The sequence below is a fragment of the Mycolicibacterium sphagni genome (assembly GCF_002250655.1).
In the GTDB taxonomy this organism is placed as follows: domain Bacteria; phylum Actinomycetota; class Actinomycetes; order Mycobacteriales; family Mycobacteriaceae; genus Mycobacterium; species Mycobacterium sphagni.
Genome location: NZ_NOZR01000012.1, coordinates 75,450 through 100,476, shown reverse-complemented (window position 1 = coordinate 100,476; position 25,027 = coordinate 75,450). Strand labels below are relative to the sequence as shown.

At 66.9% G+C, this 25,027-nt stretch carries 19 protein-coding genes and 1 pseudogene; 8 read left to right on the top strand and 12 right to left on the bottom strand.

The window, feature by feature from the left end; genetic code table 11:
• Positions 1 to 428 precede the first annotated feature (428 nt).
• Complete coding sequence (locus CG716_RS15750; RefSeq protein WP_165774167.1) at positions 429 to 947, top strand: cupin domain-containing protein; 519 nt, start codon at positions 429 to 431, stop codon at positions 945 to 947.
• A 223-nt stretch (positions 948 to 1,170) separates the two neighbouring features.
• On the opposite strand, the gene CG716_RS15745 is transcribed toward CG716_RS15750, so the two are convergent.
• A complete protein-coding gene (locus CG716_RS15745; protein WP_094481171.1) occupies positions 1,171 to 1,689 on the bottom strand; it encodes a hypothetical protein in 519 nt (172 codons plus the stop codon).
• 121 nt (positions 1,690 to 1,810) lie between these two features.
• Between CG716_RS15745 and CG716_RS15740 the strand changes: the two genes are divergently transcribed.
• Complete coding sequence (locus CG716_RS15740; protein WP_094481169.1) at positions 1,811 to 2,398, top strand: CGNR zinc finger domain-containing protein; 588 nt, start codon at positions 1,811 to 1,813, stop codon at positions 2,396 to 2,398.
• 1 nt (position 2,399) lies between these two features.
• Here CG716_RS15740 and CG716_RS15735 read toward each other — a convergent pair whose 3' ends face one another.
• Positions 2,400 to 3,164, bottom strand: coding sequence for a CPBP family intramembrane glutamic endopeptidase (locus CG716_RS15735; protein WP_094481167.1), 765 nt, complete (start codon positions 3,162 to 3,164; stop codon positions 2,400 to 2,402).
• 45 nt (positions 3,165 to 3,209) lie between these two features.
• The gene (locus CG716_RS15730) at positions 3,210 to 5,645 is read right to left on the bottom strand and encodes a phosphoketolase family protein (RefSeq protein ID WP_165774166.1); all 2,436 of its coding nucleotides are present in this window, start codon (positions 5,643 to 5,645) and stop codon (positions 3,210 to 3,212) included.
• Between the two features lie 95 nt (positions 5,646 to 5,740).
• On the opposite strand from CG716_RS15730, the gene CG716_RS15725 reads away from it, so the two are divergent.
• Both CG716_RS15725 and CG716_RS15720 read left to right on the top strand, forming a co-directional pair.
• A complete protein-coding gene (locus tag CG716_RS15725; RefSeq protein ID WP_094481163.1) occupies positions 5,741 to 8,089 on the top strand; it encodes a CaiB/BaiF CoA transferase family protein in 2,349 nt (782 codons plus the stop codon).
• On the top strand, positions 8,086 to 9,522 hold the full coding sequence (locus tag CG716_RS15720) for an aldehyde dehydrogenase (protein WP_094481161.1): 1,437 nt from the start codon (positions 8,086 to 8,088) through the stop codon (positions 9,520 to 9,522). Before CG716_RS15725 ends, CG716_RS15720 begins: the two co-directional genes overlap by 4 nt.
• Positions 9,523 to 9,585: 63 nt before the next feature.
• Here CG716_RS15720 and CG716_RS30210 read toward each other — a convergent pair whose 3' ends face one another.
• The 3 genes from CG716_RS30210 to CG716_RS15705 all read right to left on the bottom strand — a co-directional run bounded on the left by CG716_RS30210 (position 9,586) and on the right by CG716_RS15705 (position 13,234).
• Positions 9,586 to 10,011, bottom strand: a complete 426-nt coding sequence (locus CG716_RS30210; RefSeq protein ID WP_165774165.1) for a hypothetical protein — start codon at positions 10,009 to 10,011, stop codon at positions 9,586 to 9,588.
• Positions 10,012 to 10,074: 63 nt separating this feature from the next.
• Positions 10,075 to 12,444 (bottom strand): arylsulfatase, encoded by a 2,370-nt coding sequence (locus tag CG716_RS15710; RefSeq protein ID WP_094481159.1) that lies wholly within the window; start codon positions 12,442 to 12,444, stop codon positions 10,075 to 10,077.
• 43 nt (positions 12,445 to 12,487) lie between these two features.
• Complete coding sequence (locus tag CG716_RS15705; protein WP_094481157.1) at positions 12,488 to 13,234, bottom strand: alpha/beta fold hydrolase; 747 nt, start codon at positions 13,232 to 13,234, stop codon at positions 12,488 to 12,490.
• Positions 13,235 to 13,297: 63 nt separating this feature from the next.
• Here CG716_RS15705 and CG716_RS15700 point away from each other — a divergent pair, with 63 nt between their 5' ends.
• The 3 genes from CG716_RS15700 to CG716_RS15690 all read left to right on the top strand — a co-directional run bounded on the left by CG716_RS15700 (position 13,298) and on the right by CG716_RS15690 (position 18,010).
• On the top strand, positions 13,298 to 14,764 hold the full coding sequence (locus CG716_RS15700; protein WP_094481155.1) for an acetyl-CoA acetyltransferase: 1,467 nt from the start codon (positions 13,298 to 13,300) through the stop codon (positions 14,762 to 14,764).
• Between the two features lie 115 nt (positions 14,765 to 14,879).
• A complete protein-coding gene (locus tag CG716_RS15695; protein ID WP_207760695.1) occupies positions 14,880 to 17,237 on the top strand; it encodes a PEP-utilizing enzyme in 2,358 nt (785 codons plus the stop codon).
• A gap of 20 nt (positions 17,238 to 17,257) precedes the next feature.
• Complete coding sequence (locus CG716_RS15690; RefSeq protein WP_133066952.1) at positions 17,258 to 18,010, top strand: SHOCT domain-containing protein; 753 nt, start codon at positions 17,258 to 17,260, stop codon at positions 18,008 to 18,010.
• On the opposite strand, the gene CG716_RS15685 is transcribed toward CG716_RS15690, so the two are convergent.
• The 4 genes from CG716_RS15685 to CG716_RS15670 all read right to left on the bottom strand — a co-directional run bounded on the left by CG716_RS15685 (position 17,996) and on the right by CG716_RS15670 (position 22,587).
• Positions 17,996 to 18,637, bottom strand: coding sequence for an endonuclease (locus CG716_RS15685; protein WP_094481151.1), 642 nt, complete (start codon positions 18,635 to 18,637; stop codon positions 17,996 to 17,998). The genes CG716_RS15690 and CG716_RS15685 overlap by 15 nt on opposite strands.
• A 40-nt stretch (positions 18,638 to 18,677) precedes the next feature.
• Positions 18,678 to 19,010, bottom strand: coding sequence for a TfoX/Sxy family protein (locus CG716_RS15680; protein ID WP_094481149.1), 333 nt, complete (start codon positions 19,008 to 19,010; stop codon positions 18,678 to 18,680).
• A 59-nt stretch (positions 19,011 to 19,069) separates the two neighbouring features.
• On the bottom strand, positions 19,070 to 21,439 hold the full coding sequence (gene lon / locus CG716_RS15675; protein WP_094481147.1) for an endopeptidase La: 2,370 nt from the start codon (positions 21,437 to 21,439) through the stop codon (positions 19,070 to 19,072).
• Between the two features lie 149 nt (positions 21,440 to 21,588).
• A complete protein-coding gene (locus CG716_RS15670) occupies positions 21,589 to 22,587 on the bottom strand; it encodes an esterase family protein (protein ID WP_094481289.1) in 999 nt (332 codons plus the stop codon).
• A gap of 226 nt (positions 22,588 to 22,813) precedes the next feature.
• On the opposite strand from CG716_RS15670, the pseudogene CG716_RS15665 reads away from it, so the two are divergent.
• Positions 22,814 to 23,233 (top strand): annotated as a pseudogene (locus tag CG716_RS15665) (DUF1810 domain-containing protein).
• On the opposite strand, the gene CG716_RS15660 reads toward CG716_RS15665, so the two are convergent.
• Together CG716_RS15660 and CG716_RS15655 are read right to left on the bottom strand one after the other, a co-directional pair.
• Entirely contained in the window at positions 23,230 to 24,543 is a 1,314-nt protein-coding gene (locus tag CG716_RS15660; protein WP_094481145.1) for an alpha-amylase family glycosyl hydrolase, read from the bottom strand. The pseudogene CG716_RS15665 and the gene CG716_RS15660 overlap by 4 nt on opposite strands.
• Positions 24,540 to 25,019 carry a nucleoside deaminase gene (locus CG716_RS15655; RefSeq protein WP_094481143.1) on the bottom strand — a complete coding sequence of 160 codons (480 nt, stop codon included), beginning with the start codon at positions 25,017 to 25,019 and terminating at the stop codon, positions 24,540 to 24,542. Before CG716_RS15655 ends, CG716_RS15660 begins: the two co-directional genes overlap by 4 nt.
• Positions 25,020 to 25,027: the final 8 nt, after the last annotated feature.

Sequence of the window (25,027 nt, the reverse complement as noted above, 5' to 3'; positions counted from 1 at the left end):
CTTGAGTTTCGGTGTTTGACTGGAATGACGGTCGAGTTCATCGGTGATTTCGTGAAGCGAATCCTGGTCCCAAAGCCGCACATCTGCTCAAATCACTCAACCGGTGTACCGTCGCCATTGCTGGGAATCTCAGCCGGTCCAGGACGAGTTCTGCCGCATGCTGCGGGACTTCAGGAGCATTCACTCCGAACCCGGACGTGTCGGTAATCGCCATTCCGTCCACACCACCATGCCTCACAGCCATTTTCCGTCTGTGGCGCTCGCCCAGGGTCGGCCCGGATGGGGGCCCCTGACAGGTGTCGGCCTGATCCCTCCTTGCGGCCGCGGGGATGCTCGTCGTCCGGTCAGCGCCGCAGTCGCGGCCGTACCGAAGATCGCCGCCTCGAATAGACCTCGCTACCAACCAGAGCAGAAGAAAGAAGTTCGCAATGACAACCATCCACACCTCTGATCCGTTCATTTCAACCCCGCAGGACTCCACGGCCTACTGGTTGCTCGACATTTTGTGGGTCGTTCACGCCACGGGAGAACAGACACAGGGGCGCTACTCACTAATCGAGCAGTGGATGCCGCAGGATGCATTCGCACCGCCGCACGTTCATCCTCACGCGGATGAGTCGTTCTGGGTCATGGAAGGCGAATTGACGGTCGAGGTTGGCGGCAAGACGCTGGTGTTGGGGCCGGGGTCGCTGGGCCATGTCCCTCGAAACCATGTGCACTCGTTCAAAGTGACGGGCAATTCGGTCTGCCACATCCTGAACTACTACACACCCGCCGGGTTCGAGCAGGCCGTCATTGGCAGCGCTAGGCCCGCCGAGCGGCGGGAGATGCCGCCTCGCGGACTGGACGCGCCCGATTCGCCCCAAGTCGCGCGGTTCTTCAACAACTACTGGGCCGCCCAGGCCGATCTGCCATGGGCGCTCTTGACGTTCGACCCTGCGAACTAAGCCTCGATCCACCCATGGACCATGCCAACTGCTATCGGGATTCGATGGACCCAAGTTTCGGTGTGTTCCGGGCAGCCCTTTTGTGCCGATTGTGCTGGGCTGTGTCCGATAGTGTTGTGCCGCAGTGCAAGCCACGCTATTGATCAGGGTCAATGATTGGGTAGGCACAGGACCGGGCGGTGCTGTGGGCGATCGCCGCGCACAGCACCCAGGCGGAGTTGGCCTACAGCGCGGCGAGTATTCCGCGCAGTTCCGCGGCGAGGCTACCGCGGCCGCCCTGATACAGCGGCCCGCTTCCGTCGCACAGCAGCAGGCGAAGCCTGGCCATGCCCCGAGCACGCACCGGGCGCGGCGAATGCAGCAGCAACGTGATGTCATCGATCACGCCGCGGCAGCTCGCCAGTCGCTGCAGATGCACCGGGACGCGCGAGGACATGCCCTGGCGGCCGTAACGCACCTCGTCGAGTGCTAGTCGCAGGGTGTGGGCGAGCGCTTCGCGTTCCTCGACCGACGTCAACCGCGCCATGTGAACGGCCAGCGAGCTGCCCGGCAACGGCAGGATGCCCGCTTCGACGTCGCGATCGAGACGGCCGGCGAAGAGCCGGGCCCGCAGACGGGCGGCGAGAGTGGCGCCCTCGAGAACATCCGCCGACACGGGGGTGCCGAATTCACCCGGTAGCGGAGTGTTAATGTCGCCGAAGTTATCCTGGCTGAAGTTATTCTGAAACTGATTGTGCCCCATGGGCTTTTCCTGTTCCGAGGCGGGCGTCGCTGCCCTCTCTTATGACCACCCAAAACGCTACTCTGGTCACGCATGACCAGTCAAGTTGATTTACCGGTCACGAGCTCCTAATCTGGGGTCCATGACGCAGGCACCTGCGGAGTGGCTCGGGGACACCGAGGGAAAGCCGGCCCCCGAGCCACTTGCTCGGATCCAGGCGCTGGTCAACACCCTCGATCTGGAGTCCGGTGCCGACCGGCTGGCGAACGTGGCCCATGCCGAGCCGTGGCTGCACGCCCAGGGCCTGCTACCGCCCGGCGGCGTTCCCACCCCCGACGACCTGCGCAGGATCCGCGACGTGCGGGAAGCGCTGCGCGCGATGCTGGTGCACAACGCCGGCGGGCCGCTGCCCTCCGATGCTCAGCTGCAGCCGTTGACCCTGATCGCCGATAGCGCCGGTGTCCGGGTGCGCCTGGGCGCCGATGGCATGGTGCAGTTGGCCGCCGACAGCGACTCCTTGCAAGGCAAGCTGTTGTCACTGCTGCTGGTGGTCTCCGGCGCCCAGAGCGACGGCACCTGGGCGCATTTGAAGGCCTGTGGCAACGAGGACTGCCGATGGGCGTTCTACGACCGATCCCGCAACCACGGCGGGACCTGGTGCGACATGGCCACGTGCGGCAACAAGCTGAAGAACCGGGAATTCCGGGCTCGGCGCAGAAGCGAGAACTGACTTACGTCGACAGGTGCCAGACCAACGCGGCGGCCAGAGCACCGAGGCCGTTGAGCGACCAGTGCAGGGCGATCGGCGCGATCAGGCTGCCGCTGCGCCGCCGCAGCCAGGTGAACACGAACCCAGCCGCCCCGGTAGCCAGCACCGCCATCACCACACCGGCAAGCATGCCCTCCATGCCACCACCGAAGATCCGGGTGAAGCCAACGTTGCTGCTGGTCAAACCCAACGAGGTGGCGACATGCCACAGACCGAAGAGCAGCGACCCGGCGGCGGCCACCCCGCGAAAACCCCAGGCGCGGTCCAGCGCACCGTGCAGCACACCGCGGAATGCCAGTTCCTCGGGAATGACAGTCTGCAGCGGGATGATGACCATCGACGCGACCAGCGCACCCGAGAGGGTGGCGTAGTGGTTGTTCAGGAACATCGGGCGGGTCCAGGGCAGCAGCGCGCCCACCGCGATGACGGTCAGCACCAGCAGCACCGCGCCGAGCGCGTACAGCGCGCCCGACTTCAAATGTTCGCGGCCCAGACCGAGTTCGGCCCAGCCCAATCCGCGCGAACGCACCAGCACGAGCAATCCGAGGGCGGCGGCAGGCACTACTGCGATATTGGCCCACGGGGTGGTGAAGTGGGCGAGCAGGTTGGTCATGGCCAGTACGACCACCACGACGCCGATGTCGACGTAGGTGCGGAAGTGGTGCAGAGCAGCCAGCTGCGTAAGCGCGGGATGGGGGTGCGCGGGCACCGCGCTCTGCTCGAACATAACTGGGCAAGCATACCTGTCACTGGCAAATGGCCAGCTCAGTCGCTACTCGTTGTCCCCGCCGGTCGAGGCGGTGGCGTCGACGGACCCAGTTACCGCTGCGCCGCGCGCGTCCGGCCACACCCAGTCGCGCACCTCCGGGATGTCGTCACCGTAGGCCCTGGTGTACTCCCGGGCGGCCAGACGCTTGTCGACCATCTGCTGGCGCAGCGTGGCGCACGTGGAACCCAGGCTCGGGACTCGATCCAATACGTCGATGACGAGGTGGAAGCGGTCCAGATCGTTGAGCATCACCATGTCGAAGGGCGTGGTGGTGGTGCCCTCTTCTTTGTAGCCGCGGACATGGATGCGGCTGTCGTTGCTGCGGCGGTAGGTCAGCCGGTGAATCAGCCAGGGGTAGCCGTGGTAGGCGAAGATCACGGGCTTGTCCCGGGTGAAGATCATGTCGAACTCGCGGTTGGACAGGCCGTGCGGATGCTCGGTGGCGTCCTGTAGCCGCATCAGGTCGACGACGTTGACGAAGCGCACCTTCAGCTCGGGTAGGTGCCGGCTCAGCAGGTCGGCGGCCGCCAGGGCCTCCAGGGTGGGCACGTCGCCGGCGGCGGCGATCACCACGTCGGGATCTTCGCCGAGCGTCTCGTTGCCGGCCCATTCCCAGATGCCCAACCCGCGGGTGCAGTGGGCGATCGCCTGCTCCATAGTGAGGAAGTTGGGGTGCGGCTGTTTGCCGGCGACGACGACGTTGACGTACTGGCGCGAACGCAGGCAGTGGTCGTAGGTCGACAGCAGCGTGTTGGCGTCCGGCGGCAGATACACCCGCACCACCTCGGCGCGCTTGTTGACAACGTGGTCGATGAAACCGGGATCCTGATGGCTGAAGCCGTTGTGGTCCTGACGCCAAACATGGCTGGACAGAAGGTAATTGAGGCTGGCTACCGGGCGGCGCCACGGGATGTGATTGGTGACCTTCAGCCACTTGGCGTGCTGGTTGAACATCGAGTCGATGATGTGGATGAAGGCCTCGTAGCAATTGAACAACCCGTGCCGGCCGGTCAGCAGGTATCCCTCCAGCCAGCCTTGGCACTGGTGCTCGGACAGCATCTCCATCACCCGGCCGGCCCGGGCCAGATGCTCGTCGACTTCCGGGCTGAAGTACTCGGCATTCCATTGTTTGTCGGTCACGTCGAAAACGGCTTGCAGGCGGTTGGACGCGGTTTCGTCGGGCCCGAAGATCCGGAAGTTGTCCGGGTTGAGCCGGATCACCTCGGTGAGCCACTGCCCGAGCACACGGGTGGCCTCGGCGATCGTGGCCCCAGGGGCGGGCACGTCGACGCCGAAGCTCCGGAAGTCCGGCAGCCGCAGATCTTTGAGCAGAAGTCCGCCGTTGGTGTGCGGGTTGTCGCTCATCCGGAGCTGGCCGTGCGGTGCCAGCGCGGCGATGTGCGGGTCGAGCCTGCCGTCGGCGTCGAACAATTCGTCGGCCCGGTAGGAGGCCAGCCAGTCGGCCAGCACCTGAAGATGTTCGGGGGTGTCGCGGGCGCTGGCCAGCGGAACCTGGTGCGCCCGCCAGGAGCCGGTGGTCTTCTTGCCGTCGATGTAGGCCGGACCGGTCCAGCCCTTCGGGGTGCGGAACACGATCATCGGCCACGCCGGACGCTCTGCGTCGGGTTGCGCCTTCAGCTCCGCGATCCGGTCCACCACCTCGTCGAGCAGGGCGGCGAACCGGCGGTGCGCCTCGGCGTGATCGGTCGAGCCGTCGTCGGGCACCTCGAAGAAATACGGCTGATGGCCCAACCCGATCATCAGGCTGCGCAATTCGTCTTCCGGGATGCGCGCCAGCACTGTGGGGTTGGCGATTTTGTAGCCGTTGAGATGCAGGATCGGCAGCACCACACCGTCGTTGGCGGTGTTGAGGAATTTGTTGGAATGCCAACTGGTGGCCAGCGCACCGGTCTCGGCCTCTCCGTCGCCGACCACCGCGACCACCAGCAGATCCGGATTGTCGAACGCCGCTCCGTAGGCATGCGATAGCGCGTAACCGAGTTCACCGCCTTCGTGGATCGACCCTGGGGTCTCCGGCGCGACATGCGAGGGGATACCGCCGGGGAAGGAGAACTGGCGGAACAACCGGCGCAGACCCTCGGTGTCCTGGGTGATGTCGGGGTAGGTCTCGCTGTAGGTGCCGTCCAAGTAGGCATTGGCCACCAGACCGGGACCGCCGTGGCCGGGTCCGGTGACGTAGATGGTCGACTGCTCACGCTGTTTGATGACGCGGTTGAGATGTGCGTAGAGGAAGTTGAGCCCGGGGGTCGTGCCCCAGTGGCCGAGCAGTCTGGGCTTGACGTCTTCGCGGGACAGTGGAGTTCGTAGCAGCGGGTTGTCCAGCAGGTAGATCTGACCGACGGAGAGGTAGTTGGCGGCGCGCCACCAGCCGTCCAGTTGGGCGATCGTCTCTTCGCTTATCGACTGCATGTTTTCCATCAAACCCCGATCGGCATGAGTGTGCCGCCGTGGCACCGTTTGTTCACGGGCCGCTCTATTACTCTGACCGACGTGCTGGGCTTGGCGGTGGACTCATGACGGAATCATTGCTCGCGTCGGTACGGGTGCTGGACCTGTGCGAGGCTGCGGGCGACGCGGTTACCCGGCTGCTGGCGGATCTGGGCGCCGATGTCATCAAGATCGAACCGCCCGGAGGCAGCCCGGCCCGACATGCCCGGCCCACCCTGGATGGGGTCAGTGTCCCGTTCGCTCTGCACAACGCCAACAAGCGCGGCACCGTGCTGGATCCGGCCGACGACGCCGACCGCGCGCTGTTCTTCGAGTTGGCCGCGGGCGCCGACATCGTCGTCGACAGCGGGACGCCCGGGCAGGTCGCCGCGTTCGGCACCTCGTGCGCCGCGCTGGCCGACCTGTTCCCGCAGCTGGTCACAATGTCGGTCACCGATTTCGGCAGCACCGGCCCGCGGGCGTCCTGGCAGGCCACCGATGCGGTGCTCTACGCGATGTGCTCGGCACTGTCGCGCTCCGGCCCGCCCACGGGTACCCCCGTGCTGCCGCCGGACGGCATCGCCTCGACCACCGCCGCGGTGCAGGCGACTTGGGCGGTCCTGGTCGCCTACTTCAATCGATTACGTTGCGGGACAGGCGATTACGTTGACTTTTCCCGATTCGACGCGGTGGTCCTGACGCTGGACCCACCGTTCGGCACCCAGGGCCAGGCCGCGACCGCCCGTAACGCCGCCGAGCAGTGGCGCGGCCGGCCGCGAAACCAGGACTCCTATCCGATCTTCCGGTGTGCCGACGGCTACGTTCGTCTCTGTGTGCTGGCGCCGCGACAGTGGCATGGGATGCGGGCCTGGCTGGGGGAGCCCGAGCAGTTCCAGGATCCCCGTTTCGAGTCGATCGCGGCCCGCAGCAGGGCATTCGGCGAGCTGAGCCAGTTGATGGCGGCACTGTTCGCCGACCGGACGATGGCACAGCTGGTGGCCGAGGGCCAGGCGCATGGCGTACCGATCGCCGCCGTCTTGTCTCCGTCGGAGGCGTTGGAATCCGAGCATCTCGCGGCCGTCGGTGCACTGGTCGACACCGAGCTGGCTCCCGGTGTTCCGGCCCGCGTGCCCGCGGGCTACTGGGTGGTCGACGGCACACACGCCGGCTACCGCACTCCGGCGCCCGGCCTGGACAGCGACGGCGACAGGCATTGGTATTCAACGGCATTCACGCCCAGCGGCGTCCGGACAGTCGGGGCCCGGCCGCTGGAGGGAATCCGGGTCCTGGATCTGGGTGTCATCGTGGCGGGCGGGGAGCTCAGCCGGCTGTTCGGCGATCTGGGCGCCGAAGTGATCAAGGTCGAGAGTTCAAGTTATCCCGACGGGCTGCGCCAAAAGGGCTCCGATCAGCAGATCAGCGAGTCCTTTGCGCGGGCGCACCGCAACAACCTCGGGCTGGGTCTGGAGTTGCGCAGCCCGGCCGGGGCAGAGTTATTCGCCCGCCTGATCTCCGCATCGGATGCCCTGTTCGCCAATTTCAAACCGGGAACACTTGCCGCACTGGGCTTTTCCCACCATCGGTTACGCGAACTCAACCCCGGCCTGGTGCTGGCCGAAAGCAGCGCCTTCGGTGATACCGGGCCTTGGAGCAAGCGCATGGGATACGGCCCACTAGTGCGAGCCACCATCGGGGTGACCCGGTTGTGGACATCGCCCGAGCCACCCCCGCCCACCGCGCGCCATGCGTTCTACGACGCGACGACGATCTTCCCCGACCACGTCGTCGGGCGGATCAGCGCGATCGGCGCGCTCGCCGGACTCATCCGGCGCGAACGCGACGGTGTCGGTGCCCGAGTTCACGTGTCCCAAGCCGAAGCGGCGATCAACCAGCTCGACATCCTCTACGTCACGCTGGCCGCAGCCGCGGCCGGTGCCGGGCAGGTCGAGCCGGATCCGGCCACGCACCTGGTGTTGCCGTGCGCCGGTGACGACGAATGGTGTGTCGTATCGATCCGGTCGGACGCCGATCGCCAGACCCTCGCGACGGTCGTCGGTCAGCAGGAGCTGGCGGCGTGGACCCGGGACCGCTCGCCGCTTCAGGCCGCCGAGGCATTGCAGGCCGCCGGGGTTCCCGCCGGCCCGATGAACCGCGCCATCGATGTCCGGGAAGACCCCCAGCTGGGATCGCGAAATGTATTCAGCGACATGATTCATCCGTTGATGCCCGCCCCGCTGCCCACCGAAGCCGGCCCCGCCCCGTACCGCCACATCCCAACCGCGCCTCAGCGCCCGGCGCCCCTTCCCGGTGCCGACACCCGCCAGGTCTGTCGCGACGTATTGGACATGACGGACTCTGACATCGATCAACTGATCGCCGACGGTGTGGTGTTCGTCCCCGCCGGCAGCGCCGAAACCACAGGAGTGGCGCAATGACCACGACGGCGCGGCATTTCATCGACGGCCAATTCCGGCGCGCTGACCGGGTGCAGCCGGTGATCGAAGCCGCCACCGGCGAGCCGCTGGGCGACGGAGCCAGTGCCACCGAAGCCGATATCGACGCCGCAGTGGCCGCGGCCAGGACAGCCCTGACCGACTGGCAATCCACGTCGCCGGACCACCGTGCGGAGGTGCTCACCGCCTTCGCCGCGGCACTGGATCAGCGCGCCCGCGGCACAGACGAACTGGTGACCCGGGAGAACGGCATGCCGATGTCGTTGTCCCGCGGGGCCAACGGCCGCTTCCCGGCAGCGCTGTTGCGGTATTACGCGCAGCTGATCACCACCACACCGATCGAGGAGATCCGCCCGAGCGTGATCGGGCACACCGTCGTTCGCCGCGAGGCCGTCGGGGTGGTCGCTGCGATCGTGCCGTGGAACTACCCGCAGGCGCTGGCCGCGTTCAAACTGGCCCCGGCGTTGGCGGCCGGCTGCACGGTGGTGTTGAAGGCCGCACCCGAAACGGCTTTGGACGCCTTGGTGTTCGCCGAGGCCGCCGCGGCAGCCGGGCTGCCGCCAGGGGCTCTCAACATCGTGCCCGGCGATGCGGCGGCGGGTGCCTATCTGGTGGCGCATCCCGGCGTGGACAAAGTCACCTTCACCGGGTCGACGGCAGCCGGGCGCACCATCGGTGAGGTGTGCGGCCGGCTGCTGCGCCCGGTCACCCTCGAACTGGGCGGCAAGTCGGCGGCGATCATCCTCGACGACGCGGACCTGGTCGCCACGATGAAGGGACTCCGCAACGCGTCGTTCGTCAACAACGGCCAGACCTGCCATCTGAGCTCGCGAATTCTGGCGCCGCGTTCCCGCTACGACGAGGTGCTGGGCGCGCTGGCCGAGATGGTCGGTGCGCTGAAAGTCGGTGACCCGCTGGACACTTCTACCGACATCGGTCCACTGGTCAGCGAACGGCAGCGCAACCGGGTGCTGGGCTACATCGAGTCGGGCAAGAACAGCACCGCGAAACTCGTTGCGGGCGGATCGGTTCCCGCAGATCAACCGCGTGGCTGGTTTGTTTCGCCGACGGTGTTCGCCGATGTCGCCAATGCCGACCGCATAGCCCAGGAAGAGATCTTCGGTCCGGTGCTCGCGGTGATCCCCTACGACGGCGACGACGAGGCTATCGCGCTGGCCAACGACAGCGAGTTCGGTTTAGCGGGAACGGTGTGGTCCACCGATGACGAGCGGGCCACCGAAGTCGCCAGGGCTGTGCGCGCCGGCACCATCGGAATCAATGACTATCAGCTGGATTTCCGCGCGCCGTTCGGGGGAGTGAAAGCCAGCGGCATCGGCCGTGAGCTGGGACCCGAAGGCCTGGATGCCTTCTTCGCCCTCAAATCGATCTACCGGGTGGGACCAGCAGAAGCCTGAGTGGCCACTGGCGACACGACGCGGGTTGATATGCGTCGCCAGTGGCCACTGCAGTACTGGTGTTTAGCCGCCGCTGCCGATGCAGCCCACGCCGTTGATGCAGCCGCCGCCACCACCGGGCCCACCGCCGCCGCTGCCGACGCCGGGAATGGTGCCGCTGCCGCCGCCGGGGCCACCGCTACCGGTCGGGCCACCGGGGACGGTGCCCCCGCCGCCACCGGGGCCACCGCTACCAGTCGGGCCACCGGGAATGCTGCCGCCGCCACCGTTGGCGTCGCCGCCGCCGGTCACGCCGCCCGGAGCCGTCGACGATGCGGGCGCGCTCGAGGTCACCGACACGCTCACGGTCGGGGTGCTAGGCGTCGTCGATGTGGTCGAGGTGCTTCCTGAGCCGCTGTTGCCGCCGCAACCGACAGCCAGCGTCAGCGCTGCGGCGCCGCCGACCACCATCATCGTGGCTCTGGATAACCGTTTCGATCGGAGAAGCATGCGGCCCTCACTTCCTTGTTGTGGGTCCGTCCCGCATACCCCGGATGCGAGGGTGCAAACGTCTCAATCCCGGGCGAACGCCGCGGCCGCCTCCTTTTCGAGATCCAAGTACTGGTCATCACCGATGTCGATGCCGACGCCGAGGATCTTTCCTCCGGTGAACGCGAACCCGACAGGGTAGTCCCGGCTGACCGGGTCGGCGCTGTCGAAGCCGACACAGAGTCCGTCGCCGCACAGGGTGAACGTGCCGACCTGCGCGCGCATCGGGCCCTGCGCCACGACCTGTTCTCCCACATACAGTTTGGTGGTCCCCAACGATTCGCCGTGGCTGCCCTGGCGTTCCTTGGTGAATTCCACGCCGAGCGTCAACTGGCCAGGCGCCAGGACATCGGAGACGAACGTCTGCTCGGGTTTGATGCCGAGGAAGTTGTAAACGTAGTGCAGCCTGCGGTCTTTGATGAACAGCGTATGCCCGCCGAACCGCGCGCCGTGCGCGAAGATGACGCCCTGCGACTCCATCGTCACCTCGACGTCGGCGAGGATTTTGTAGGACCTGCCGCGGATGTTGACGGCGACAGCTTCGGGAACCGGTGTGGTGTCGGGGTAGTAGACGTAGCGCGACCGAGCCGGCTCGCTCCGCGGGCGCTCGACGGTGATCATCTCCAGCGCGGTCCGGTCATCAAGGGGCAGTACGAAATTCGCATCTGCCTCCTCGAACCAGGTCGCGATGAGCTCTTGGAGCTTCTCGGGATGCTGATCGGCGAGATCGTGCGCTTCGGCGCGGTCCTCATCGACGTGGTAGAGCTCCCAGCGGTCCTTGTCGAAGTGGCCCTTGCCGCTGATCGGTGCGTGGATGGCCGATGCTTTCCAGCCGTCCTGCCAGATGCCGCGGGTGCCGAGCATGGCGTAGTACTGGCGCTTCTTCGTGGTCGGGGCGTGCGCGTCGTCGAAGCTGTAGCGCATCGAGACCCCGCTGAGTGGGTATTGGTCGACACCCCGATACACCGTGGGCATCTCGAGTCCGACCGCATCAAGGATCGTCGGCACGATATCGGTGGAATGGTGGTACTGATGGCGCATCTCGCCCTTGGCCTTGATTCCCTTGGGCCAGTGGATGATCATCGGGTCGCAGGTTCCTCCCGCGAACTGCGAGTAGCGTTTGAACATCTGATACGGCGTGGAGAAGGCCGCCGCCCAGCCAGTGGGGTAGTGGTTGTAGGCATCGGGCCCGCCGAGCGCGTCGATGTAGGAAAGATTCTCTTGGAGATCGTCGGGATAACCGTTGAAGAACTTGTTCTCGTTGACCGACCCGCTGGCGGTGCCCTCTCCGGACGCGCCGTTGTCGGCGCAGTAGAAGATCAATGTGTTGTCGAGTTGGCCGGTGCGCTCGAGGAATTCGACGACGCGGCCGATCTGGACGTCGGTGTACTCGGAGAACCCGGCGAACACCTCAGCCATCCGGGCGAACAGTTTCCTCTCGTCGTCGCCAAGCTCAGCCCAGGGACGCACATAGTCGGCGGGGTTGGACACGTCGTCGGACATCGGGTTCAGTGGGGTGAGATCGGTGTCCTCGGGCACGACGCCTCGCTCGATCATCCGGGCCAGCACCCACTCGCGGTAGGCCTCGTAACCGTCGTCGAACATGCCCTTGTACTTGTCGATGTACTCCTGCGGCGCATGGTGGGGGGCATGGTTGGCACCCGGGCAGAACCACATGAACCACGGCTTGGACGGCGCCACCGAGTGCTGGTCGCGCAGCATCATGATCGCCTGGTCTGCCAGGTCCTTGGACAGGTGATAGCCCTCCTCCGGCGTGGCGGGCGGCTCGATGAAATGGTTGTCGACCACCAGGTCCGGATACCACTGGTTGGTCTCCCCACCAAGGAAGCCGTAGAACCGGTCGAAACCCTTGGACAGTGGCCATTCCGAGCGGTTGCCCGCAGCAGAGATGTCCTCAGTCGGCACGTTGTGGTTCTTGCCAATCCAGTACGTGGCAAATCCGTTGTCCTGCAACACCTGGCCGATGGTGGCGCACTCCGCGGGAAGTCGGGCGGCGGCCCCGGGGAAGCCGTTTGAGCCTTCGGTGATCGACGCAAAGCGGTTGACGTGATGGTTGCGCCCGGTCAGGAACGTCGACCGGGTAGGAGAGCACAGGGCGGTGGTATGCCACTGCGTGTACGTCAGGCCGTTGTCGGCCAGCCGATCCAAGGTCGGCATGTTGATCCGGCCGCCGTACGGCGACCACGACGCCTGTCCGGTGTCGTCGTAGAGAATGATCAGGATGTTCGGAGCCCCGTCGGGCGCCTTCGGCAAGGTATAAGGCGTCCAGTCGGCAACGGAGTCCCGCACGTCCAGTCTGATAACTCCGCGGAATGGCTCGGCCACGGTGATTCCTCCGTCCCCGGCGGCGCGTTTCGGCCGCGACGTAGCCATGCTCGCACCGCAGTCGTGGTGCCGCAGTCGAACCCGCTGTGAATCAACCCAGCGACGCCCAGAACTCGGTGAGCGCCTGCGCGCCGCGCGCGGGGTCTTGCAACATCCACCAGTGACCGAGGCCGTTCAGCACCACGGTGCGGGCACCGGCCCGCTCGGCAGCATCGCGCCGCTGGTCGTCAGTGCCGACGAAGGGATCCTCGGTGGCCAGCACCGACAGCCCCGGCCGGGCCGCAGCGTTGCCCAACTGGCGGCCCTCCTCGGCCACCGCGGGCTGGGCCGCTGAGCGGTACAGCGCCAGGATGGCCCGGCCCATGTCCGGACCCTGACCGGCGGCCAGTTCAGCCGCGACGTCGTCCGGTATGCCGAAGCCCGCCATCTGGGCGACCCGGTCCTCGAGCGAGCCGCCGATCATCGCCTCGATCAGTTCTTCCCCGGAGTCCGGGGTCTGCCACACCTGGGCCATGTCGTGCCAGACGTAGTCGGGATGGAACACCCCGACGATGTCGCTGGTCCAACTGCGCACCAGTTCCGGCCGGTGCATGACGACATTGACGACATGGCCACCGCCCCAGTCGTGGCCGACCAGGTCGACGGGTTCGTCGAACCGTTCCAGCTCGACTTCCAGCCAGTCGCGGTAGGCCAAGTACGTCGCGGGGAAATCCGCGGGCAACGAGGCCCCGAATCCCGGCGGGGACAGCCGCACCACATCGTCGCGATCCAGCGCCGCGACCAGTGGGCCCCAGATCGCGTCGGTCTCCGGATTGCCATGCACCAGAACCACCGTCATGGCGACGATGCTAGCTTTTGACGGGCGTCAAGAACGCCGTCGCGACTACAGAAGGGGCCGTCGATGGATCCTCGGACGCCGGTACTGATCGGTGCGGGGCAGGTCAACCAGCACGACGACGTGCCGCAGACCGAACCCGTCGATCTGATGGCCGCCGCGGCTCGGGAGGCGGCCGACCCGCGGGTGTTGGAGGCCGTCGACGCGATCCGGGTGGTCAATCTGCTGTCGTGGCGCTACCGCGACCCCGGAGCCCTACTGGGCCAGCGGATCGGCGCCCCCGACGCCGCGACCCGCTACACCGGGGTTGGCGGAAACACTCCGCAATCGCTGGTGAACCAGGCCTGCCTGGATATCCAGAACGGCCGCGCCGATGTCGTCCTGCTGGCCGGTGGCGAAACCTGGCGGACCCGAATGCGACTGCGCGCCCAGGGAATCAAACCGAATTGGACCCGCCAGGACGACGCGGTTCCGGTGCCGCCGGGCGGCGAGGACGTCCCCATGTCGGGGCCTGCCGAGGACCGCATCGGACTGGACCGTCCCTCGTTCGTCTACCCACTCTTCGAACAGGCGCTGCGGATCGCCAACGGCGAGACCGCAGAGCAGCATCAGCGCCGCATCGCCGCGCTGTGGGCGCGGTTCAGCGAGGTCGCGGCGGGCAACCCGCACGCCTGGAGCCGCGAGGCCCGCAGCGCCGAACAGATCGGGCAACCCAGCCCCGACAACCGGATGATCAGCTGGCCCTACCCCAAGCTGATGAACTCCAACAACATGGTCAATCAGGGCGCCTGCGTCTTTCTCTGCTCGGCGGAAAAGGCGACTCAGCTGCAGATCCCGCGCGAACTGTGGGTCTTCCCGTACGCAGGCACCGACTCCCACGACACCTACGCGGTGGCCGAACGCTACGAGTTGAACAGTTCCCCAGCGATCCGGATCGGGGGGCGGCGCGCCCTCGAATTGGCCGGTATCGGCATCGACGACCTGGACCACATCGACGTTTACTCTTGCTTCCCGTCAGCAGTGCAGGTGGCGGCTAATGAACTCGGGCTGCCCACCGACGACCCGCTGCGGCCGCTCACCGTCACCGGCGGGCTGACCTTCGCCGGCGGCCCCTGGAACAACTACGTCATGCACTCCATCGCCACCATGGCCGGGCTGCTGCGCGCCAACCCCGCCGCTCACGGCCTCATCACCGCCAATGGCGGCTACCTCACCAAGCACAGCTTCGGCGTTTACAGCGCCACTCCGCCGCCGGCCGCGTTCCGCTGGGAGGACGTCCAGCCCGAAGTCGACCGCGAACCGACCCGGGAAGCACTGGTCGAATGGGACGGCGTGGGCACTGTCGAATCCTGGACCACGCCGTTCGACCGCGACGGCCGCCCGGAGAAAGCGTTCGTGATGGTGCGCACCAGCGACGACGCCCGCGCCCTCGCACTCATCGACGACCCCGAGACAGCCGCGCTGACGGTGGCTGAGGACATCGCAGGAGCCAAGGTGCGGGTACACGCCGACGGCCGGGCCAGCCTGACCTGATCCTGTCGGGCAAGCGTCCACCCGGATCTTGTTTGGGCAACCGCCCCAAGGGTCGATATTTTCGCCCCGACCTGCCTATTCTCGTCGGAGCACTACCGGGGAAGTAGGGCCTGGCATGCAGATTTTCCTCACGGGGGTCACCGGAGAGCTAGGCCGCGCCCTCGCCCAGAGCCTGCTGGCCGCCGGACACGACGTCAGCGGCATCGCCGAGCGACCACACCGCGACCTCGATACCGGCGTCGAGTTCAGCTGCGCCGCCTTGACCCACCCCGTCCTGTACCAGCTCGCGGAGCAGGCCGACGTCGTGGTCGCGCTCCCAGTCGAGGACCGCGATACGACCCGGCCGGCCGACGTCGCCCGGATCTGTGACGCCGCCGCCAGGGGCGGCGCGCGGATCGTGTTCCCTTCGCTGACCCTGCTCGCGCCCGACGCCTGGCAGCAGGCCGAGGACCTGGTCAGCACCGGCTGGGCGCCGAACCTGGTGGTGCGCATCGCCGCTCCGCTGGGCAGGCAGGCCGACGCGCTGGTGTGCCGGTCGGTGGCGGCGCTGCTGGGCACCGACGCCTCTGGGCCCCTGCACGTTCTGCACATCGACGACCTGGTGCGGTTCCTGGTCGTCGCCGCGCGCTCCGACCGCACCGGCGTCGTCGATCTGGCCACCTCCGACACCACCACCGCAACCTCGGCGCATCGGATCCTCGGCGGCGCCGACCCGCGGCCCAAGGTGCGCGCCGTGCCGGGCTGGCCCCAGCCGAACCCGCCGCTCGATCTGGCCGCCCTGCGCTCCGAGTGGGATTTCGAATGCGGGTGGAGCGCAACCGACGCCCTCGTCGACACCGTGCGCGGACTTCAGGGCCGCGCGGTGCGCCCGAACGGCGCCGTCGGCATACCGGGCCGAATTCCGTTGCCGATCACCAATATTCCGCAAACCGGCGGCCACGTACTACGCATTGCCGCTCCGAGCGGCGCCGACGGCGAATTCGACGACCGCATCGACCCACGCTTCCCGGTGTTCGTCGCCAGCCCGCTGCATGAGGTCACCGCGGCGCCGCTCACCCCGATGTCACTGGATGTGCACCTGAGCGGCCTGCGGGCTGCCGGACGAACCCTGTCCCAATTACTCGACCTGCGCGGCCCGGTGGCAGGCGAGTGGGAGAGCCGGCTGGTCGCGGTGTTCGGCCACCGCATCTACCTCGGTGCGTCAGCGCTCGCCGCCGCCGAGTCTCAGCTGCCCGCTCGCGCGGCCGGCTTGTCCAGGCGGCTGCGCGGCGCCGCGGATCCTCTCTCGGGCGGACCCGGGTTCCTCGCGTCGGTCACCGGGGCCATGTCGGCGACCAGGCTGCTCACCTCAGCGCGGATGCACGGCAGACACCTGCGCGCCTACCGCGACGCCTTGGACGCCGAGCGGCGCGACACCAGCAAGCTTTCGCTGTTGCGCGACGCCCAGCTGGATGCCCGAATCCGATTGTTGCGCAGCCGGGTTCACGAAGGCTGGGTGTTGTCTGCGCTGGCGGTGCTGCTCGGCGAGGTGGCTCCGGCGCAGCTCGAGGGCGTCGACGCCCCGGCGACCATCCGTTCGGAGATCGATTCGCTGGCGCGGGTGTTGCGCGCGTTCCCCTATGCGCGCACAGCGTTGGAGGACGGCGACGTGGCAGCCGCGCGCACCGCGGCGCCGATGCTGACAACCGCGTTCGACTCGACGCTGGCCCACTTGGGGCATCGCGGGCCCGGCGCTGCCGAGTTGGCTTCGTCGGTAATCGCCGACCGGCCGGACACGGTGCTGGCCGCGGCTACCCGAGTGCCGATGTCGGCGACGGCAGAGGAGGAACTGAAAACTCCCGGCGCGCATGCCTGCCGGCTGTTGGCATACGACACCACCCTGCGATTCACTCACCAACTACGGCTTGCGGTAAGGGAATTGGGCCGGCGGATGGTTGCCGACGACAAGCTCGCCGCGCTCGACGACATCTTTTACCTCACTGTTGAGGAAGCCCTGGGCATTCCGCCGGACAGCCGGCTGCGTATCAAGCGCCGCATCGCCGAGCGTGAACGGTTGCAGGCGCTGCGACTGCCGGCGGTGATCGACACCGAGTGGACCGCTCTCGTCATCCCCGACGCCGTACAGGTCGCCGAGGAACTGCGCGGAACCGGCCTGTTTCCCGGGGTGGTCGAGGGCACCGTCCGGGTGGTGGATTCGGCCGCCGGCGCGGGCCTGCAGGCCGACGACATCGCCGTCATCAACGCCGCCGACATCGAATCCGTCACGCTGCTGGGCACACCCGCGGCGGTGCTCACCGACGGCGGCTCCACGCTGGCCGACCTGAGCCGGGGGGCCATTGAGTTCGGTGTCCCGTTCGTGGCCGGTATCGCCGATGGCGCCATCAGGCTAAGCAGCGGGACGCGCGTTCGCGTCGACGGCGCCACCGGGCTGGTCACCGTACTTGCCCTGGAGTGCGAAGTCGTTGGGGCGTGACCGCGGTATACCGTGGCCCGGTGATGTGGCGGACAATCGCGACCCTCTCGGCGCTGTGGTGGGTGCTGATCGTGGCACCGGCCCTGATCGGCACCCGGCTGCTGGACCACGCCGGCACAGCGGCGGCCACCGGCCGGGTCCTGGGCGTCTGGCTCGTCGGCTATGTCGCACAGTTCGTTGTTTTCCTGATGATTTCGCGACGATCACCGCGCCCGGTACTGCTGGGATGGTTCATCTCGTCGATGGTTCCGTGGGCTGCCGACTGGACGGCGCCCCTGTCCCTGTGGTGGCTGGCGATGTGGACTGCGCTGGTCGTCGGCTACGCGACGTGGCTGGTCGGGGCCGTGTCCAAGGTAGATCACCTGCGCCGCGACGGGGTACGCGGTGTCGGTGTGGTGCTTGAGGTGATCCGGCCCATGTTCAATGTGGTGGTCAACAAGGATGCCGGCCGCCGCGTCCTGCGGCTGAGCGTCGAAAGATCCGATGGCGGAGCACCTTACGAGGCGAATCTGACCGGGACCTTCGCCCTCGGAGAAGTACCCGAATCCGAGGACAGGGTGGTGGTGCGCATCGATCCGGACGAGCCGCACGTGATCGAGCTGATCGAGGACGAGCCGATCCTGCGCGCCGCGCCTCAACCCACCGACCTCGATCCGGAGATGGCCGAGCGGTTGCGCACGCTGAAGATCATGCGGGACCGTGGCGATCTCACAGACGCCGAATTCGCCACGGCCCGAAAGCGATTCCTCGACCAGGGTTCAGCCCCCGAGTAACGCGCCCGCGTCGCCGTTGTGGGAGACCCGCACCAGGGCGGCGGCCAACGGTGCGACGGCACGCCCGGTGAGGGCAGCCAGCTTGTTGGCGTCGCGGGGGAGCCCGAGCTCATCGGCGGACTCCAGTGCGCGCCTGTCGAAATAAGGCCGCACCCAGGGCCATACGTCTTGAACCTCGCGCAGGAAGATGTCAGAACCGGTGTCCCCGATCCCGGCGAACTGCTTGAGCAGGAATTTCGCGGCGCGCACGTCCGGTTTGGCGATGCGAGCCAGCGTGCGGAGGTCGCCTCGGTAGTCCTTGTCGACCCGGCTGGCCAGATCGGTCAGCCGGGTCGCTGAACTCTCGTCGTAGCGTACGTATTGCGCCCGGCCGAACGCCTCAATAACTGTGGGCCGGTCGGCGGCGAGCACCGTGTGCGGCGTGCGCAGCCCGGCGCGGAACAACTCCCTGGCGGCCCGCACCGCGATCCCGGAATCGATTGGCTTACTGGCCAGCATGGCCAGCACCAGCAGCTGGAACAGGGGCATCGGAGAGTCTCGCAGGGTGATCCCCGCCTCGGCGGCGTACGTCATACCCGCATGCTTGCGAAGCCGCAGCACGAGATCCCTGGCTTCCGAACCCTCCATCTGCCTCTCGATACCCGTGCGGCAAATTAGTGAAACGGCGTTAATTGCCGGACAGAGACTTTGCGTAATTGACGCCTCTGGCTACCCAGCTTTTCAGTTGACGGGTGGTCCGCACGCCGTCGTCACCGACCCGCACCCAGCCGCGAGTTTCGCGCCCCGCCATCACCATCGGTTCGACGTGATCACGCTCCAGCAGAGCGGCGGTGTCCTCGGGCGGTACCCGCACCATCAGGCCACCGCGGCCGCTGGCCGCGACCGCCATGTTGCCGTTGATCAGGAACGCCAGGCCGCCGAACATCCGCTTTTCCTCGACACCCCGTTGGGCGGCCAGCAGTTCACGCAGGCGATTTGCCAGCTCTTCGTCGTAGGCCATGCGAGCACCGTAGTGCCGGCCACCGACAATCGTGTCGGGGCCGGCACTGCGATATTCGGTCAGGCGGCAGTGGTGGCCATCTCGGCCGCCGGCTCCAGCGCCAGCGCCACGATCTCGGCGACATCGGTCATCGGCGTCACCGTCAGCGCCTCGAGCACCTCGTCTGGCACATCGTCCAAGTCGGCCTCGTTGCGCTGCGGGATGAAAACCGTTGACAGCCCTGCACGTTGAGCGGCCAGCAGCTTCTGCTTGACGCCGCCGATCGGCAGCACCCGGCCGTTCAGCGTGACCTCACCGGTCATCCCGACATCCGAGCGGACCTGCCGTCCGGTCGCCATGGACACCAGCGCGGTCACCATCGTCACACCCGCGGACGGACCATCCTTGGGCACCGCGCCGGCGGGCACGTGCACGTGGATCTTGCGGTCCAGCGCCTTGGGGTCGACACCGAGCTGCTCGGCATGCGACCGCACGTAGGACAGCGCGATCTGGGCCGATTCCTTCATCACGTCGCCCAGCTGACCGGTCAGCTGCAAGGATCCATCGCCTGGCCCGGTTGATCCAGCGGCTCCGGCTTCGATGTAGAGCACGTCGCCGCCCAGACCAGTCACGGCCAGACCAGTCGCGACGCCCGGCACCGCCGTGCGTTCGGCCGACTCCGGCATGAACCGCGGCCGGCCCAGGTACTCGACCAGGTCGGGCTCGTCGATGGTCAATCCAGCCGCCCCGGCGGCGACATCAGACAGAGGTCGGAGCTCCGCAATTTTCGTGGTGACCTTCCGCATGGCCTTGGCCAACAACCGCTCGAATTGGCGCACACCGGGTTCACGGGTGTAGTCCGCGGCGATCTTGCGCAGCGCAGCGTCGGTGACGGACACCTCGTCGGCGGTCAGTGCGGCCCGATCCCGCTGCCGGGGCAGCAGGTAGTCGCGGGCGATCGCCACTTTGTCGTCCTCGGTGTAGCCGTCGATCTGCACCAGCTCCATCCGGTCCAGCAGTGCAGACGGGATGTTCTCGATCACGTTGGCCGTGGCCAAAAACACCACGTCGGAAAGATCGAGATCCAGATCCAGATAGTGGTCGCGGAACGTGTGGTTCTGCGCCGGGTCGAGCACCTCCAGCAGGGCAGCCGACGGATCGCCGCGATAGTCGGAACCGACCTTGTCGATTTCATCCAGCAGCACAACGGGATTCATCGAACCCGCCTCGCCGATCGCACGGACGATGCGGCCGGGCAGGGCACCGACATAGGTGCGACGGTGGCCACGAATTTCAGCCTCGTCGCGCACGCCGCCCAGGGCGACGCGGACGAACTTGCGGCCCAGCGCACGGGCCACGCTCTCACCGAGTGACGTCTTGCCGACGCCGGGGGGTCCCGCCAGCACCATCACCGCACCCGAACCGCGTCCACCGACGACCTGCAGGCCGCGTTGGGCGCGGCGGGAACGCACCGCCAGGTATTCCACGATGCGGTCCTTGACGTCGTCCAGCCCGTGGTGATCGGCGTCCAGAATTTCTCTGGCGCTCTTGAGATCCGTCGAATCCTCGGTGCGGACGTTCCACGGGAGATCCAGGACGGTGTCCAGCCAGGTGCGGATCCAGCCGCCCTCGGGGCTCTGCTCGCTGGAGCGTTCCAGCTTGCCGACCTCGCGCAGCGCGGCCTCACGGACCTTCTCCGGCAGGTCGGCGGCTTCGATGCGGCCGCGGTAGTCAGCCGGATCGTCCGCCCCGTCGGGACCCAGTTCTCCCAGCTCCTTGCGAATGGCGTTGAGCTGTTGGCGCAGCAGGAATTCCTTCTGCGTCTTCTCCATGCCGTCGCGCACGTCCTCGGCGATCTTGTCGTTGACCTCGACCTCGGCCAGCAGATCACTGGTCCAGCCGATCAGGACACGCAGCCGAGCGGCCACGTCCTCGGTCTCCAGCAGCTGACGCTTCTGGACGTCTGAGAGATACGACGCGTAGCCGGCGGTGTCAGCCAACGCCGACGGGTCGGCGATCTTGTTGACCACGTCGACGATCTGCCAGGCCTCACGGCGCTGCAGCATCGCCAGCAGCAGCTTCTTGTACTCCGCGGCGAGTGCCTTGGTGTCGTCCGTTGATTCGGGCTCGGCGACGTCGGTCACCTCGACCCAGAGCGCGGCACCGGGGCCGGTGGTTCCCGACCCGATGTGGGCGCGACCTTCACCTCGGACGACGGCCGCGGCACCGCCTCCGGGGATGCGGCCGACCTGCACGATCGACGCGATCACGCCATAGGTGGGGTACCGATCGTCCAGGCGCGGGGCGATCAACAACTGGCCGGAGTCGGTCGCTTGAGCTGCGTCGACCGCGGCCCGGGCGGCGTCGTCGAGCGCGATCGGCACGACCATTCCAGGCAGCACGATCGGGTCGCTGACAAATAACACCGGCACAGATTTGGCTTCAGCCATCAGTCCTCCAAAGTTCAGTCTGATGCACTCAACCCTGGTGGGTGTCGCTTTGTTCCCCGGCGCACGACGTCACATGTCCCGCCGGACACAAAGCAGCGAGCCTGCCGCCGGGGGTTGGCGACAGGCTCGCTGGTGTGTGGTGTGCTGGATCAGCCAGCGGACGGGGTGGCCCCCAGAACCCGCTGCATGTCCGGGATCATCTGCTGCAGCTGCTGTCCCCAGTAGCCCCAGCTGTGCGTGCCGTTCGCGGGGAAGTTGAACACGCCGTTGCGTCCACCAGCCGCGAGGTAGTTGTCCATGAAGGTCTTGTTGGTCCGCAACGTGAAGCCTTCGAGGAACTGGGCCGCCATCAGGTTGCCGCCGCCACCGGAGGTGTCCAGATCCGACGGCGTACCGGTGCCGCAGTAGATCCAGATCCGGGTGTTGTTGGCGACCAACTGGTTGATGTTGACCATCGGGTCGTTGCGCCGCCATGCCGGGTCAGACGACGGACCCCACATGCTCTGCGCGTTGAAGCCGCCGGCGTCGTTCATCGCCAGACCGATCAGCATCGGCCACCAGCCCTCGGAGGGGTTCAGGAAGCCCGAAAGCGACGCGGCGTAGGTGTACTTCTGCGGGTAGTAGATCGCGTAGGTCAGCGATGCGCTACCGGCCATCGACAGACCGACCACGGCGTTGCCGTTGGGATCGACCCCATAGTTGGCCGCCAGGTAGGCCGGCAGTTCCTGGGTCATGAACGTTTCCCACTTGTAGGTGTAGTTCTGACCATTGCCCTGCGACGGCTGGTACCAGTCGGTGTAGAAGCTCGACTGCCCACCGACGGGCATAACGGTCGACAGGCCCGAACCGTAGGTCCACTCGAACGCCGGGGTGTTGATGTCCCAGCCGTTGTAGTCGTCCTGCGCACGCAGGCCGTCGAGCAGGTAGATGGCGTGCGGGCCACCGCCCTGGAACTGGATACGGATATTGCGGCCCATCGCGGCCGACGGGACATCGAGGTAGAGAACCGGCAGTCCCGGCTTGGAGAAGGCGGCCGCAGTCGCCGACCCGCCGACAACGCCGATTACGCCGGGCAGAAAGAGTGCGGCCACGAAGGCTGCGGCCACGCGGCGCAACCATGTGCCTCGCATCATTTCGACGATCTTCATGACGGAAACCATCACCTTTCATACGCGTTTCACAACCGGAGAAGTGCTGTGTGCCGGTAGCTAATCACGCACGGCGGCTCCGGCTCGGCACGCGCGGCGGTGCGCCAAGTCGCGGTTCGCTAACGATAAGGAGACGCGCCGGACTCGGGATCTGCGGTATCCCAACAACTTTGAATCAGTCGTTAATAACAGGACGGTCACGGCCCGACAACGATACGGTGGACGCATGGACGACCCGTTCGATCTGCAGCGCTTCGTCGATGCCCAAGATCGCGTCTACTACCAGGTTGTGGCCGAGCTGCGAGCCGGCGCCAAACGCAGCCACTGGGTCTGGTTCATATTTCCGCAACTTGCCGAGCTCGGAACTAGTTCAACGGCAAAGATTTTCGGCATCAGATCGCTGGCCGAGGCGCGAGCCTATCTGGCCCATCCGGTACTCGGACCGCGGTTGCACGAGTGCGCACGGCTGGTGACGGCTGTCAGCGACGCCTAGATCGAGCAGATCTTCGGCTGGCCGGACAACCTGAAGGTGCGTTCGTCGATGACGTTGTTCGCGAAGGCCACCGACGATAACGCCGATTTTGTAGCGGTTTTGGACAGGTTCTACGATTCAAAGCACGACCCACGCACGGTGGAACTGCTCTAGCTGGGGCGCAGCACCAGCCAACCCTGCGGCGGGACCACCACATCGCTGACGATCTCTTCCGGCGGCGCTCCGGTGCCGCCCAGCAGCTGGGCCTGTCGCCCGATGAGCTCGGCCACCGGAAGCGACAGGGGTGTGTCGTCGATGTTGAGAGCGACGACCAACGCGTCGTCACCATGGCGGGTCTCGTATGCGTAGCCCCGGTTGTCCAGCTGCAGCGCAGTGGTTTTCGCCTCGTAGAGCCATGGGTTCCGACGGCGCAGTCCGATCAGGTACTGGTGCAGGTTCAGTACCTCTCGCCCGGCGCCGTCGGGTTGTGCTGGCGGCGTGGCGAATTCGGGGCGCACTTCGTCGTCGCCGCCGGCCCGCTCTTCCTTGACCCCGTGGTAGCCGAACTCGTCGCCGGCATAGATAGTGGGGACACCGCCGGTGGTGAACAGCAGCACCAGCGCATGTGCCACCTGCTCGGGCCGCTCCAGCTTGCTGGCGATGCGGGTGACGTCGTGATTGCCGACGAACGTCAGTGGTGCGAAACGCGCCAGAAAGTCGTTGTGGCGCTGCAGCGCCCAGTCCAGCTCGTGGAAGTTTCCGTCGTTGAGGCTGCTCCAGATCGCCTTCCACAGCTCGTACTGGGTGACCGAGTCGACCCCCGAGCCGTCCACGAACGCGCTGTAGTCACCGTGGATGACCTCGGCGACGAACCAGGCGTCGGGATGCGCTTCGCGGACGCGGGGCAGCACTTGCGCCCAGAATGCCTCTGGCACCGCATAGGCGGCGTCGAGGCGCCAGCCGTCGGCGCCGCGGCCCAGCCAGTGCTTCATGACGTCGACGGTGTAGTCGACGACGGCCGGACTGCCATGGTTCAAGGTGACGAGCTCGCCGTGCCCTTCGAAGGTGTGGAAGCGGCCGGGGCGTCCGCGGAACCAGCCGATCGACTCCGCGTCGCCGTCGTCGACGGCGCGGCGGTAACGCTCGAAATCGGTTCCGACATGATTGAACACACCGTCGAGCAGCACCCGCAACCCGCGCCCGTGGGCTTCGTCGACCAGATGGTCGAAGTCCGAATCGTCACCCAGGCGCGGGTCGATGCGGTAGTGGTCGGTGGTGTCGTAGCCGTGGGTGCGGGAGGCGAATACCGGGCCCAGTGCGATGCCCGATGTGCCGAGTTCGACTGCGTGGTCAAGCCAGTCGACGATGCGGCCCAAGCGGTGCTCGCCCGGCCCGGGTGGCTCATCGGCGGGGAAGGCGCCGACGAATCCCAGCGGATAGACGTGCCACCAGATCGCGTGCCGCACCCAGTCCGGCCCGCTCATGGACGGAACTTCGCGGCGTAGAGGTCCATCATCTCGTCCCGGTACTCCTGCGCCGGCCCGTCGACTCCAACCCCCGGGGCGACCGTGCTGATCGGCAGTGCCGCGACCGGCGGCAGCGGTGCCTGCCAGTCGGTCAGCCACTGCACCAGCTGCGCACCGGAGACCGCGAATACTATGCGGCCCAAGCCCACCCATGCGTGCGCGGCCGCGCACATCGGGCAGTGCTCACCGGAGGTGTATACAGTGGCGCGGGCGCGTTGGTCGGGGGACAGGTTGCTCACCGCCCAGAGCGCGATGGCCAACTCGGGATGGGCGGTGGCATCGCCGCCTGCGACGTGGTTGTGGTCTTCGAACAGGGTTCGGCCGTCGGCATCGACGAGGATCGAGCCGAACGGCTCGTCACCGGCCGCCAAAGCGGTACGGGCGAGTTCGACGCAGCGGCCGAGTCGCCGGATGTCCTGCTCGTCGAGCGCCACGCTGTCTC

Coding starts and splice junctions, on each gene's coding strand:
- CG716_RS30210 (WP_165774165.1), bottom strand. CDS start 10,011: ATGCTTCTCCGATCGAAACGGTTATCCAGAGCCACGATGATGGTGGTC.
- CG716_RS15725 (WP_094481163.1), top strand. CDS start 5,741: ATGACGGAATCATTGCTCGCGTCGGTACGGGTGCTGGACCTGTGCGAG.
- CG716_RS15730 (WP_165774166.1), bottom strand. CDS start 5,645: ATGGAAAACATGCAGTCGATAAGCGAAGAGACGATCGCCCAACTGGAC.
- CG716_RS15700 (WP_094481155.1), top strand. CDS start 13,298: ATGGATCCTCGGACGCCGGTACTGATCGGTGCGGGGCAGGTCAACCAG.
- CG716_RS15680 (WP_094481149.1), bottom strand. CDS start 19,010: ATGGCCTACGACGAAGAGCTGGCAAATCGCCTGCGTGAACTGCTGGCC.
- CG716_RS15750 (WP_165774167.1), top strand. CDS start 429: ATGACAACCATCCACACCTCTGATCCGTTCATTTCAACCCCGCAGGAC.
- CG716_RS15695 (WP_207760695.1), top strand. CDS start 14,880: ATGCAGATTTTCCTCACGGGGGTCACCGGAGAGCTAGGCCGCGCCCTC.
- CG716_RS15740 (WP_094481169.1), top strand. CDS start 1,811: ATGACGCAGGCACCTGCGGAGTGGCTCGGGGACACCGAGGGAAAGCCG.
- CG716_RS15670 (WP_094481289.1), bottom strand. CDS start 22,587: ATGAAGATCGTCGAAATGATGCGAGGCACATGGTTGCGCCGCGTGGCC.
- CG716_RS15745 (WP_094481171.1), bottom strand. CDS start 1,689: ATGGGGCACAATCAGTTTCAGAATAACTTCAGCCAGGATAACTTCGGC.
- CG716_RS15720 (WP_094481161.1), top strand. CDS start 8,086: ATGACCACGACGGCGCGGCATTTCATCGACGGCCAATTCCGGCGCGCT.
- CG716_RS15705 (WP_094481157.1), bottom strand. CDS start 13,234: ATGACGGTGGTTCTGGTGCATGGCAATCCGGAGACCGACGCGATCTGG.
- CG716_RS15735 (WP_094481167.1), bottom strand. CDS start 3,164: ATGTTCGAGCAGAGCGCGGTGCCCGCGCACCCCCATCCCGCGCTTACG.
- CG716_RS15685 (WP_094481151.1), bottom strand. CDS start 18,637: ATGGAGGGTTCGGAAGCCAGGGATCTCGTGCTGCGGCTTCGCAAGCAT.
- CG716_RS15710 (WP_094481159.1), bottom strand. CDS start 12,444: ATGGCTACGTCGCGGCCGAAACGCGCCGCCGGGGACGGAGGAATCACC.
- lon (WP_094481147.1), bottom strand. CDS start 21,439: ATGGCTGAAGCCAAATCTGTGCCGGTGTTATTTGTCAGCGACCCGATC.
- CG716_RS15660 (WP_094481145.1), bottom strand. CDS start 24,543: ATGAGCGGGCCGGACTGGGTGCGGCACGCGATCTGGTGGCACGTCTAT.